The organism is Paenibacillus ginsengarvi, from assembly GCF_003626695.1.
Classification (GTDB): Bacteria; Bacillota; Bacilli; order Paenibacillales; family NBRC-103111; genus Paenibacillus_AB; species Paenibacillus_AB ginsengarvi.
Genome location: NZ_RBAH01000034.1, coordinates 21,252 through 34,231 on the forward strand (window position 1 = coordinate 21,252; position 12,980 = coordinate 34,231).

Below are 12,980 nucleotides of genomic sequence, written 5' to 3' on the forward strand. Positions count from 1 at the left end.
TCACAGCTTATCTCACGGCGATCCGATATAATAGGAGGCGATGAAACTAAATCAATTGGAGGGATTTTCCTGTGAAGAAAACGATCGTGTACTTGCTTGCACTTCTCGTCGTGCTTGCGCTCGCGGCTTGCGGCAAAAAAGATGAACCGGCGAACAGCCCGGCAGCATCGTCTCCCGCTTCCGGGGAATTGAAAATAACGGCAACGAACTGGAGCTTCGACAAAACCGAATATAAAGTGAAAAAAGGCGATACGCTGAAAGTGACGCTCGACAGCAAGGAAGGCGCTCACGGCATCAAAGTCGACAAGCTCGGCATCAATCTCGGCACGAACAAGTCGCAGGACATTACGTTCGATAAAGCCGGTACGTACGACATCATTTGCAGCATTCCTTGCGGAGCAGGCCATGCCAAAATGACGGCCAAGCTGATTGTCGAATAATTTCAAACAAAAAACGCTTCGAACGGTGATCGCCACCATTCGAAGCGTTTTTTTTGAATTACCGCGAGTCCAGCGCGCTGCGCAGCCCGTCGCCGATAAAGTTGAAGCACATGATCGTAAGGAAGATCATGAAGCCTGGAATAACCGGCAGCCACGGCGCCTTCATCATAATCGTGAGACTTTGCGCGCTTTGCAGCAGGTTGCCCCAGCTGGCATGCGGCGGCTGAATACCGAGACCGAGGAAGCTAAGGCTCGATTCGGTCAAAATCATCGAACCCATCTGCAGCGTAGCCGAAACGATAACCGGAGCAAGCGCGTTCGGCAAAATATGCCGGAAAATAATACGCGAGTCCTTCATCCCCATCGTTCGCGCCGCATCGACGAATTCGCGATTTTTCAGAGAAAGCACCTGCCCCCTGAGCAGCCTCGACTTGCCCATCCAGCCGAATAAGACGAATACGACAATAATATTGAACAAATTCGGCTTGAGCAGCGTTACGACCGTAATCAGCAGGAAAAATTGCGGGAATGCCAGCATAATATCGACAAAACGCATCAGAATACTATCCACTTTGCCGCCGTAATACCCGGCGAGCGCCCCGACCAATACCCCGATCGCCACATTAAACACAACCGAGAATATGCTAACCGAAAGCGACACGCGCGCTCCGTACAAAACGCGGCTGAACAAGTCTCTGCCCAGATCGTCGGTGCCGAACAGATGCTCCGCGCTCGGAGCCTTTAACCGGTTCAGCAGATCCTGCTCGGCCGGATCATGCGTCGAGATGAGCGGAGCGAACAACGCGAGCAGGATGAGCGCAATCATGATGAACAAACTGATAACCGCCAGCTTGTTTTGCTTATAACGCTCCCAGGCGCGGTTGCGGTTGGCGGCCGGTTTGGCCGCACTGTTAGTAGTTACTGTAGCTTCCATCGGATTACGCCTTCACCCCTTTCCCTTCGATGTTCACCCGCGGATCGAGCATGGCGTACAGCACGTCGGCAATAATGCTGCCGAGTACGGTGAGGAAGGCACCAACTGTCGTAATCGCGAATATAACCGGATAATCGCGCTGGAACGCCGCTTCGATAAACAGCCTGCCGATGCCGGGTATGCTGAATATTTTCTCGATAATAAGCGCCCCGGCAAAAAAGCCTGGCAAGCTGAGTCCGAACAAAGTAACGACCGGCATAAGCGCATTGCGCAACCCGTGCACCGTTATAATCCGCCAGTACCTCAAGCCTTTCGCATTAGCCGTTCGCATGTAGTCTTGGTGAATGACCTCCAGCATGCTGGAGCGAATATACCGGGTCCAGATGGCAACCTCTGCGGCCGCCATCGTACATACCGGCAATATCAAATGTTCGATCCGGTCCATAAGGCTGAACGGAGCGTTAATCGTCTGCAGCCCGCCCGAAGGCAGGAAGCCCAGCTTGACTGCGAAAAACATAATGAGAACGAGCCCGAGCCAGAACCCGGGGATCGAAATCCCCACGTTCGAGATGGCCGTAACGATCTGGTCAAGACGGGAATGCGCCCGAAGCGCACACACGATCCCTAACGGAATGGCGATAAGCAGTGACAAGATGAAGCTGGAAACGGTCAGCAAAAGCGTCGTCGGAAGACGATCCATAATCAGCTTCGATACGGGTTCGCTTTGCTGGAAGGACATTCCGAAGTCTCCCTGCACGATGCCGCTGATCCAATCCCAATACTGAACGTATAACGGTTTGTCGAGTCCGTAGGCTTTGATCATGTTCTCAATGTCAGAGGCTTTTATCGTCGGATCTTCGGTAAATTGAGAGATCGGGCTCCCAGGCGCCATATGGATGATCGCAAATGAGATGATCGTAATGCCGATCAGTATCGGTATGGCGTTCAGCAAACGTCTGAGCGCGTAAAGAGCCAACGGAACTCACTTCTTTCATTCATTGATTTTTCGGTAAGCCTCTTATTTAGTAAAGTACCATTTCTCGATTTCCTTCAAGCCGTCGCGGTTCGGGTTGTAGCCTTCCAGATTGGTCGGGTACGCATACGTAACTGTCGGCGAATACAAGAAGGTGTACGGCTGGTCTTCCGCGATGAGCGCATCCACTTTGCCGAGAATTTCTTTCCGTTTTTCCTTGTCGAACGTGCTGAGGTCTTGGTCGATCAGTTTGTCGACTTCAGCGTTTTTGTACGATACGGTATTCAAACCTTTTTCGATTTCAGACGAATGCCAGATGCCTTTCGGGTTCGGGTCGCCGGAAATCGACCAGCCGTAATAGATCGCCTGGAAGTTTTTGCCTTGGAAGTTTTTCGTGAAGGCGGAGCTTTCCACCACACGAGGCGTTACGTTAATGCCGATTTTTTTCAATTGCTGCTGAACGACGGTTACGCCTTTCTCGCGAACGGTGTTGCCTTGGTTCACCTGCAGCTCGAATTCGAAGTTTTTGCCGTCTTTGTCGAGGACGCCGTCGCCGTTTGTATCTTTCCAGCCTGCTTCCGCAAGCAGCGACTTCGCTTTTTCAACGTTAAAGTCGAACTTCGGCACGTTATCCGTGTAGTTCCAGTACGTCGGAGGCGTCTGGCTGTTGACGACTTTGCCTTGTCCTTCGACTACATTGTCTACGATGCTTTTGCGGTCGATCGCCATCGTCAGCGCTTGGCGCACTTTTTTGTCCTGGAACAGCGGGTTCGTCAGATTCCAGCCGATGAACAGGTACTGGCTGACCGGAATGCCCTTTTGCAGCTTGATTTTGCTGTTCGTTTTGGCGTATTGCTCGATGGCAGCCAAGTTGTCGGCAGGTACGCCGATTACGTTGATTTCTCCCGTTTGCAGCTGAGCCATCATGGCGTTGGCGTCCGGAATGATTTTGGCCGTTACTTTCTCGATCGCCGGTTTGCCGCCGAAGTAGTTCTCGTTGCGGGTGAACGTGAGGTATTGGCTAGCTTTCCACTCGGTCAGTTTGTACGGACCGGAGCCGACCGGATTTTTGAAGAACGGCGATTTGTCCATTTCTTTTACCGGCGTATCTTTGAGCAGATGCTGCGGCAAAATATTGTAAATCATCATATCGATATAGCCGGCGTGCGGTTCTTTGAACGTAATCTTAACCGTCGTGTCGTCCACTTTTTCGATTTTTTGCATTTTTTCGAACGTGCCTTTACGCGGGCCCGTGTAGTCCGGATTGATCGGAATATTGTAAGTGAACACAACGTCGTCCGCCGTGACCGGCTTGCCGTCGCTGAATTTGGCATCGCTGCGGATCTTGATCGTCATGGTCAGCTTGTCGTCGGAGAACGTAGGTTGTCCTACGGCCAGATCCGGCACGATATCTTGCTTCTCGTTGAACTTGTACAGGCTGCTGAAAACGAGATCGATCACTTCGGTGGAAGTTGTCGTTGTTGCCCAGAAGCGGATGAAACCTTGCGGATCGCCGAGGTAAGCGGTCGTGATTTCGCCGCCGTCCACTTTCTCCTTAGCGGCCGTATTCGTCCCTGTCGAAGTACCTGTGGAAGGCTGCTCGCCCGCCGATTTTGTTCCCGCGGAGCATCCCGCGAGCAAAACGGATGCGCTCATAGTGGCAGCGAGCGCTACTGTTGCCAGCTTGCGATAAGACTTGAACATTATGATTACTCCCCTCTTCCTTCACCAAATAGTTTTATATGAAATGGCACGAGGCAAAATGCCCCGGCTTCACTTCCCTAAATTCAGGCCGCTCGGCCGCGCAACGCTCGGTCGCGATCGGACAGCGCGGATGAAACGGACAGCCTGTCGGCGGCTTGGCCGCGTTCGGCACTTCTCCGCGCAGCACAATTCTCTCCCGCTGCACGGTTACATCCGGCTCCGGCACGGAAGACAGCAGCGCCTTCGTGTACGGATGCTGCGGCGAATTGAACAGATCGTCGCGGCTCGCCGTCTCCACGATCCGGCCCAAATACATGACCGCGACACGGTCGGAGATATTCCGGACGATGCTGAGGTTGTGGGAGACGAACAAGTACGACACTTTCATTTTCTTTTGCAGATCGCCCATCAGATTGACGATTTGCGCCTGAATCGACACGTCGAGGGCGGATACCGCCTCGTCGGCGACGATCATCTTCGGAGCGAGCGAGATTGCCCGGGCAATCGCGATCCGCTGCCGCTGGCCGCCGGAAAATTCGTGCGGATACAGCCTCGCCGCTTGTGCGCTTAGACCAACAGTCTCCAGCAGCGACTCCGCCTGGCTCATCGCTTCCTTCCAGCTTTTCCGCCCTTGGATAACAAGCGGCTCAGCGATGGCCGTACCGACGGTCATGCGCGGATTCAGCGAGGCGTACGGGTCCTGGAAGACGCACTGCATGTCTTTGCGGATCGGACGAAGCTGGCGCTGGCTCATCCCGCCGATCGAAACGCCGTTGAAGCGAATCTCGCCTTCAGTCGGATCGAGCAAACGAAGCGCCAGTCTGCCGACAGTAGACTTGCCGCAGCCGGACTCGCCAACGATGCCGAGCGTTTCGCCTTCGTACAGCGTCAGATTGACATCGTCGACCGCTTTTACGAAACCGGCCTTGGCGTTTTTACCGATCGGGAAATATTTTTTCAGCCCTTTGATTTCAAGTAGAGGCGCACTCAACTTTTAACCCCCTTACCGAGGAATATTATGGATATAACCATCTTTTTAAATAACTAAAGCGAAATATTCCTTCTAATGAACACACAGAGCTGGGGCCGATTCCCGTTCTCCGCACGTTCATGCGTCTGCGAGACTACGCTTTAATGCAGCGAACTGTGTGACCCGAACCGATCTGCCGCAGTTCAGGCGGTTTTTCCCGGCATTCGGGCGTTGCGATCGGACAGCGATCGGCAAACCGGCAGCCCGGCAGCTTCGTTCCGGCCGGAGGAACGCTCCCGGGGATGGGGACCAGCTTTTCGATGGCGCCTTTCATGCGCGGCGTCGATTGCAGTAATCCCTTTGTATAGGGATGAAGCGGCGAAGTAAACAGCGTCCGGACGTCTGCCGATTCCACGATTTGTCCGGCGTACATCACGATAACCCGGTTTGCCATCTCGGCCACAACGCCAAGGTCGTGAGTGATGAACAGAACCGACATGCCGGTTTCCTTAAGCAGCTCGCGCATCAGATCGAGCACCTGCGCTTGGATCGTCACATCGAGGGCGGTTGTAGGTTCGTCGGCAATAAGCAAATCCGGTTTGCACGACATTGCCATAGCTAGCATCACCCGTTGTCTCATCCCGCCGGACAATTGATGCGGGAACGATCTGCGAATGCGGGACGGTTCCGGAAATCCGACACGGCGAAGCCATTCGTCGGCAATTTCGTTCGCTTTCGTTTTGTCGGCGTTCAGGTGGCGTACTATCGCTTCCGTCATTTGCAGCCCGATCGTCAGTACCGGGTTCAAGGAAGTCATCGGCTCCTGAAAAATCATCGAGATGCGGCGTCCGCGAATTTGCGCCATTTCTTTCTTCGTAAGCTCGAGCAAGTTGCGGCCGCGAAACCGGATTTCGCCGCCCGATACTTCGCCTGCGCGGGGGAGGAGCTGCATAATGGACAGCGATGTCATGCTCTTGCCGCAGCCGGATTCGCCTACAAGTGCAACTACTTCATTGGGGCCGATTTCGAAGTCGATGCCGTCAACAATCGTCGTTTCTCTATTTTTCGTCCTGAAGGACGTTTTAAGCGTTTTCACCTGTAAAACTGGCTCCTGCACTTCGTCACCCCCACTATTTCTTTACAACAAAAAAATACACAAACTTATTTTACTGATTTTATCCGATGTTGTCATTAAATTTTTTTTCCCATTTTTATCATTAATAAAGAAACTTTATTACATAAAAGCATTAACGTTTACACGTATTAATAAAAAGGCGTATTAAAGATATCCCGCATTAAAGGAAACATGCATTAAAGAATGACTGTGTTAAAGGATACATGCATTAATTGGAATATGTACTGCCACTTAAAATGTTGTAGTGAGAGTTGAAGCGAATTGGACGAGAGGCTCTGCCGATCCTAACGAACGGAGAGTGTTATAGTTAACGGAACTACTTTTCCGCTAAACCTGCATATTACCGGATTTAGCCTCAAATAGAGGAATCGTTTTCCGCTATTCGCAGAACGATGAACGGATCCCAGGGGGAATTCGGGGGTTTTTACTTGAATAACGGAAATCTTGTTCCGCTATTCCCCCGTTCTCCCATCTTCCCATAACATTAGCGGAAAATCCGTTCCGTTAATGATGTACAACCTCGTGGATGGCGGCCTCCAAGCGACCGCGATGCGACAAATTAAACAAGGACAAATAACCTTCATTCCAGGCTTAGTCCTTATGGACAAAACCATGGAATGAAGGGCTGAATATCTTATATCTTAACTCGCTTTTACCATGTTGAACGGTTGGCTGATCCGGTCGATGACATCGAAGAAGTCGAGTTGCGGATGAATTGGCGGATGTGGCGCGATCGGTCATATGACTTGCAGATCATGGGCATTTTTGAGCGGAAAGGTGTTCAGGAAGCACTGCTTCAGTTCATTCCCCTGCGCGACAAGCTAAATAGCAAGCCAGGACTTCCAAAAAAGCCGTCTCATGAGAGAACGGCTTTTCGTTTTTATAGTTTTAACACGTGTTATCGTCGGCTGATACAATACTAAAAATATACTTCAAGGGTGTATAGTCTCTGATCATTTGGGTTCAAAATTGCAATAAAATATCCGCCATCATTCTTTCTTTTTTCAAAGAGTAAAGAACTATCATAATAGTGTACAGGGTCATTATTAAACATCGCCACATAGGCTGCTTCTTCATTAGGACCTCGAAGCTTTTTAACTAACTCCACATATTGCGAAACAATAGTCGAAATGTAATTTTTTTCAGTGTTTCTCCAATAAGGCAACTTGCTAATCCGTTCAATCTCTTCCTTGCTATATGTAGAAACCCTATAGGCGGCTGACCCGGTATTCTCAAATACAGTGTGAGTTGTGGTTGAGGGTAGATCAATTCCCCAATTCTTTCTCCAACTTTTATATATACTGTTCTCTGCATACATTGGAGCAAACTTGTAATAGCTTAAGAGACCTAAAACAATAATTAGTAATACAATTATGATTCTTTTTTTCATGAATTCCCTGCCTTACTAATTTTGTACGTTAAGTATACTAATATATCACTATAAATGGAATTAATTGTATCAATAGTTTACTATAAAAAAGAAAATCCAACCTCTCGGTGATGAGAGGCTGGATAGATACTTTTTCATTTGTATTACGAAACCTGGAAAGTATCTTCCATGATGAATCCGCACTCTAAGGAAACATTGAAAGGTCTATCGCCAAGTATTGCGATTCCACATCTCTTGCAGTCTGCTTGTCCAATCCGACGTATACGTAGTGACAAAATCGGCCGAAACGGAGCTCATAAGCGTCTGCTGCAATGAATCGGAAGGAATTACGATCATCACATGCACCGCCACCGTAAATAGCACAGCTGCCTCGACCAGGGCGAGCATCGCTCCCGCCCACTTGTTAAGCCGCTTTATGCCTGGAAGGAGGGTAAACAGATGCAGCAGCCGTCCGACGATGGAAAGTCCGATCTTGACGGCAAAAAAGATGATCGCAAACGCGGCCGCATTGTACACGTACACGTCCAGATTGAGGGTCTCAATCGCATAGGCGTATTTGTCGTACGTCTGAAGCTGGTGGAACGGCAGCAAAGTTGCAAGGACAGGCGCTATGTCGTCATACAGCCAATAGGCCGCCAAATAAGCGACAAGCAGCGAGATTAAAGAAATAAATTGGGCGATGAAGCCGCGATGGTATCCGAGAGCCAGCGCGGTCACCGCCAGTACCGCAGCAACGATATCGATCGTATTTAACGTATCCAATTATTCTTTCTCGACCAGCTCAATCCATTCGTTAAATTCGTTTTGAAGCTTGGCGTATTCTTGCTGGAGCTTCCGGTATTGAACCTGCACATCTGCACCCTCGCGCCGTTCATTCAATAGCTGCTCCATTTCGTGCTGGAGGGAACTGCGCTCCCGTTCGAACGTTTCGATCAGGTCCGCACGCTCCACGGCGCTGGACTCGCGCTCCTCGGCCAGCTCCGCTTCGAGCTGCTTGATCCGGCTCCGGTCCCGTTCAATTGCTGCTTGTTCTACCGATGCGGCCGCTTCAAGCTTCGAGCGCAGACTGGCGATTTCGGCATGAGCAGCCGTGAGCGCCCGCTCCCGCTCTTTGTCTTGATTAGATGCGGCCTCCAGCTTGCCTTGCAGCTCTGCCTGCAATCGTTCTTCGGTTTCCTTACGTTCGGCGACCGACTGTTCCAGACGGCTCCGTTCCTCCTCGATCCGGCTTGCCGCCGCAAGGCGTTCTTCCTCAAGCTCCTGCTGCTTTCTTTTCTTCTCAAGCTGCAGCGCCTGCTCCGCTTTTTTGCGCTCTTCCTTTAATTCCTGCTGCGCTTTGATGTACATGTCCTGCATCGTCTTTTTGTAAAAGTCTTGCTGGGCGGCGATTTCCTTCGTCAGCTTTTCTTCCTGTCCCTGAATCTGCTTCTGCTTCTGGGTAAGTCTTTCCTGCAGCTGAGCATTCGCTTCCCGGAGCTTGCGTACTTCTTCCATGACGAGTCTCGTCGTCTGCCCGAGCTCGCGGCTGTTTTTGTCATACAACTGAACGTCCTGCTCCAGGCGGCTGCATTTCTCCTCCAGAGCTTGAACGGTTCCTTCAAGCTCCTTGTTTCGGCCGTCCAGCTTCAACAGTTCTTCCGTATGCAGTTCTGCCGCAGCAGCATGGCCGCGCCGCTCATTCTCCAGTTCGCCCGCAGTCCGTTCGGCCTGCTCCCTCACGCACTGCAGCTCCACCGAAAGCTCCTGCTCGCGCCGGAGGTGAGAGCTCGCTTCTTTTTCGGAGGCATCGAGCATACGATCGAGTCTTTCTTCAAGCTCCGCATAGTTGCGCTCGGCCGTTTCCAGCTCCATCTTCAAGCTGTCCAACTGTCCTTGCGCCTTGACGTTGTCTTCCTCCAGACGAACGATTTGCGCAGCCTGACTGTTCGCCCGCTCTTCCATTAGGCGGTGTTCTTCACTCATCCGATCTATCGTTTCTTGCTGCTTCGACTGCACGTCATGCAGCGTTTGCTTGTACTTCACTTGTGCAGCTTCCAGCTCGGCCTGCGCCGTTCGATGTCCTTCTGCCAGCGCTTCCTCGTATTTCGTCTGAGCAGCTTGCAGCTCTTGATGATGCTTCGCCTCAGCTTCCTCACCCGCCATTTGCGATAACAAAAGCTCCTCGGCCAACACTTTCTCGTGCTTCGCTCGCTCGGCCTTCAGCGCTTCTTCGAATTTCGCTTGCGCGGCTTGCAGCTCTTGCTGATGCTTCGCTTGCTTTTCTTCATGCTTGGCCTGCAAGGCTTGCAGGGCCTGCTCGTGTTTCGCTTGTTCAGCCTTCAGCGCTTCCTCGTACTTTGCTTGCGCGGCTTGCAGCTCTTGCTGGTGCTCCGCTTGCTTCTCTTCCTGCGCTATCTGCGACAGCAGGCGCTCTTCCGCTTGCGCTTCTTCATGCTTGGCCTGCAAGGCCTGCAGGGCCTGCTCATGTTTCGTTTGTTCAGCCTTCAGCGCTTCCTCGTACTTCGCTTGCGCGGCTTGCAGCTCTTGCTGGTGCTCCGCTTGCTTCTCTTCCTGCGCCATCTGCGACAGCAGACGCTCTTCCGCTTGTGCTTCTTCATGCTTGGCCTGCAAGGTCTGCAGGGCCTGCTCATGTTTCGCTTGTTCGGCCTTCAGTGCTTCCTCATACTTGACTTGCGCAGCTTGCAGCTCTTGCTGGTGCTTCGCTGCCTTTTCTTCCTGCGCTATCTGCGACATCAAGCGTTCTTCCGCTTGTTCTTCTTCATGCTTGGCCTGCAAGGCCTGCAGGGCCTGCTCATGTTTCGCTTGTTCAGCCTTCAGCGCTTCCTCGTACTTCGCTTGCGCGGCTTGCAGCTCTTGCTGATGCTTCACTTGCTTCTCTTCCTGCGCTATCTGCGACAGCAGACGCTCTTCCGCTTGCTCTTCTTCATGCTTGGCCTGCAAAGCTTGCAGGGCCTGCTCATGTTTCGTTTGTTCAGCCTTCAGCGCTTCCTCGTACTTCGCTTGCGCGGCTTGCAGTTCTTGCTGGTGCTTCGCTTGCTTTTCTTCCTGCGCTATCTGCGACAGCAAAATTTCTTCAGCCAGCGCCTTCTCATGGCTCGAACGCTCCACTCGTAGAGCTTCTTCATGCTTCGCATTCGTTGCTTGCAGCGACTGCTCGTATTTCGCTTGCCGGGCTCGCAACGATTCCTCGTACTTGGATTGCACGGAATCTAGTTCTCTCTTATGCTTCGCTTGTTCTTCTTCCTGTGCAATCTGAGCCACTAGACGTACTTCCGCCAGTGTTTCCTCATGCTCCGCTTTTGCCGCTTGCAGCGCCTCTTCGTGTATCACCCTCGCAGCCTGCAACGCTTCCTCGTACTTCGTTTGTGCAGCTTCAAGCTCACGCTTATGTTTTGCTTGTTCCTCTTCCTGCGCGATCTGAGCCGCTAAGCGCTCTTCCGCTATCGCTTCCTCATGTTTCGCATTCGCAGCTTGCAACTCCCGCTCATGACGCTCTCGCTCTGCTGCAAAGGCTTCCTCATGCTTCGCATTCACTGCTTGCAGCTCTTGTCCGTGCTTCGCCTGCGCTTCCTCCAGCGCCATTTGCGACAGCAGACGCTCTTCCGCCAAAGCCTGCTCCTGCTGCACTTGCGCCTCCAGCAGCTCCTGCTCGTGCTTCGCTCGGTCCTCTTCACGCGCCGCGAGAGCCGCCTTGCGCTCCGCTGCTATCGCTTCCTCATGCTTCGCATTCACTGCTTGCAGCTCTTGTCCGTGCTTCGCCTGCGCTTCCTCCAGCGCCATTTGCGACAGTAGACGCTCTTCCGCCAGCGCCTGCTCCTGCTGCACTTGCGCCTCCAGCAGCTCCTGCTCGTGCTTCGCTCGGTCCTCTTCGCGTGCCGCGAGAGCCGCCTTGCGTTCCGCTGCTATCGCTTCCTCATGCTCCGCATTCGCCGCTTGCAGCTCCTGCTCGTGCTTCGCTCGGTCCTCTTCGCGTGCCGCGAGAGCCGCCTTGCGCTCCGCTGCTATCGCTTCCTCATGCTCCGCATTCGCCGCTTGCAGCTCCTGCTCGTGCTTTGCTCGGTCCTCTTCGCGTGCCGCGAGAGCCGCTCTGCGCTCCGCTGCTATCGCTTCCTCATGCTCCGCATTTGCCGCTTGCAGCTCCTGCTCATGCTTCACATTCGCAGCTTGCAGTTCTTGCCCGTGCTTCGCCTGCGCTTCTTCCAGCGCCATTTGCGACAGTAGACGCTCTTCCGCCAGCGCCTGCTCCTGCTGCACTTGCGCCTCCAGCAGCTCCTGCTCGTGCTTCACCCGGTCTTCTTCACGCGCTGCGAAAGCCGCCTTGCGCTCTTCCGCTATCGTTTCCTCGTGCTTTGCTCGGTCCTCTTCGCGTGCCTCGAAAGCCGCCTTACGTTCCTCCGCAATCGTTTCTTCGTGCTTCGTCTGCATGTCCTTCAGCGCTTGCTCCGATTGGCGGCGCGCTTCCTGCAAAGACTGCTGCGCCTTGCGGCGTTCCTCTTCTATCGTCTGCCGCGTCTTGCTCCGCTGCTCCTCTAGCGCCTTCTTATGCGCTTCTTCCTGGACGACAAATTCCAGCAGGAGCTTCTCTTCCTGCTCCTTCATCTGCTGTTCTTTGAGCGCGAAGCTTGTTTTCTCCTGCTCGCTCGTCTCTTGCAGCTTCGCATAAGCGCTCGTCAGCTCCTCATGCGTCGCCAGCAGCTCGTCCATTTTTTGCGAGAGGGCAAGGCGGCTCTCCTCCAGCTGCCGATGATCCTGCTCCAGCCGGCCGAACCGGATCTCCTGCTCGGCCACCATTTCCTCCAGAAGCGACTTCTCCTTCTGCAATCGGGCTTCCGTCTCGCGCTGCTTCTCCATTTCCCCGGCATGCTGCTCCGCCTGGGCTTCCCGGCTCTGAAGCGAGGCGGCAAGCTCCTTCTCGGCGCGAGCCAGCTGCTCCTTCGTCTTTGCCGCCTCGGCCGCTAACTGCTGTGCGCGCTGCCGGTGCTCGGCGGCGGCCTGCTCCGACAATTGCTCCAGTTGCCGGAACCGTTCCTCAAGCAGCGAATGCTGCTTCTCCAGCTCGCGACCGGCCTGCAGCTGCTGCTGTACTTCGTCGATCTGCGTCCTCATTTTGAAAAACTCATCCGCCATATTAACCGACGTCAGCACCGCCAGCCGCGGCGTATCCAGCCGCGGAAACATTTTGGCCGTGACATTCATCTGTTCGTTTACGTAATCGGCTACCCGCTTCATATAACCGCTGCTTGTAGCGCTGAGCAGTTTATATTCCATGCCATATATATCGACTGTAACTCGTACTTTATCGTTATTGCTCACGTAGACACTTCCTTTCGACTCCGGCTCACGGAAATGACTTGTTTTAAAGGCTCTCGCAGGTTGAAAATTGTCGAAAAACCGCGATAAATGCCTATACGTGTTCCGGTCTGCGAGAGCCCTC

General features: G+C 53.0%; 9 protein-coding genes. 1 reads left to right on the forward strand and 8 read right to left on the reverse strand.

Translation table 11 applies throughout. The features are described 5' to 3' along the window. The first annotated feature begins 71 nt into the window (after positions 1-71). Entirely contained in the window at positions 72-440 is a 369-nt protein-coding gene (locus tag D7M11_RS31340) for a cupredoxin domain-containing protein (protein WP_120751227.1), read from the forward strand. A gap of 58 nt (positions 441-498) precedes the next feature. Here D7M11_RS31340 and opp4C read toward each other — a convergent pair whose 3' ends face one another. The 8 genes from opp4C to D7M11_RS31385 all read right to left on the reverse strand — a co-directional run bounded on the left by opp4C (position 499) and on the right by D7M11_RS31385 (position 12,859). Continuing rightward, entirely contained in the window at positions 499-1,374 is an 876-nt protein-coding gene (gene opp4C / locus D7M11_RS31345; RefSeq protein WP_120751228.1) for an oligopeptide ABC transporter permease, read from the reverse strand. A gap of 4 nt (positions 1,375-1,378) precedes the next feature. Beyond that, on the reverse strand, positions 1,379-2,350 hold the full coding sequence (locus tag D7M11_RS31350) for an ABC transporter permease (RefSeq protein ID WP_120751229.1): 972 nt from the start codon (positions 2,348-2,350) through the stop codon (positions 1,379-1,381). A gap of 42 nt (positions 2,351-2,392) precedes the next feature. Next, complete coding sequence (locus D7M11_RS31355) at positions 2,393-4,051, reverse strand: peptide-binding protein (RefSeq protein ID WP_120751230.1); 1,659 nt, start codon at positions 4,049-4,051, stop codon at positions 2,393-2,395. Between the two features lie 34 nt (positions 4,052-4,085). Continuing rightward, on the reverse strand, positions 4,086-5,042 hold the full coding sequence (locus D7M11_RS31360; RefSeq protein WP_120751231.1) for an ABC transporter ATP-binding protein: 957 nt from the start codon (positions 5,040-5,042) through the stop codon (positions 4,086-4,088). A 133-nt stretch (positions 5,043-5,175) separates the two neighbouring features. After that, positions 5,176-6,138: an ABC transporter ATP-binding protein gene (locus D7M11_RS31365; RefSeq protein WP_120751232.1), complete on the reverse strand. Its 963-nt coding sequence runs from the start codon at positions 6,136-6,138 to the stop codon at positions 5,176-5,178. A 937-nt stretch (positions 6,139-7,075) separates the two neighbouring features. Beyond that, on the reverse strand, positions 7,076-7,546 hold the full coding sequence (locus D7M11_RS31375; RefSeq protein ID WP_120751234.1) for a hypothetical protein: 471 nt from the start codon (positions 7,544-7,546) through the stop codon (positions 7,076-7,078). Between the two features lie 204 nt (positions 7,547-7,750). Beyond that, positions 7,751-8,308, reverse strand: a complete 558-nt coding sequence (locus D7M11_RS31380) for a CvpA family protein (protein ID WP_120751235.1) — start codon at positions 8,306-8,308, stop codon at positions 7,751-7,753. After that, positions 8,309-12,859 (reverse strand): hypothetical protein, encoded by a 4,551-nt coding sequence (locus D7M11_RS31385; protein WP_120751236.1) that lies wholly within the window; start codon positions 12,857-12,859, stop codon positions 8,309-8,311. Between the last annotated feature and the right edge of the window lie 121 nt (positions 12,860-12,980).

Excerpts from the sequence above, each read along its gene's own strand:
- D7M11_RS31375 (WP_120751234.1), bottom strand. The coding sequence starts at position 7,546 with ATGAAAAAAAGAATCATAATTGTATTACTAATTATTGTTTTAGGTCTC.
- D7M11_RS31355 (WP_120751230.1), bottom strand. The coding sequence starts at position 4,051 with ATGTTCAAGTCTTATCGCAAGCTGGCAACAGTAGCGCTCGCTGCCACT.
- opp4C (WP_120751228.1), bottom strand. The coding sequence starts at position 1,374 with ATGGAAGCTACAGTAACTACTAACAGTGCGGCCAAACCGGCCGCCAAC.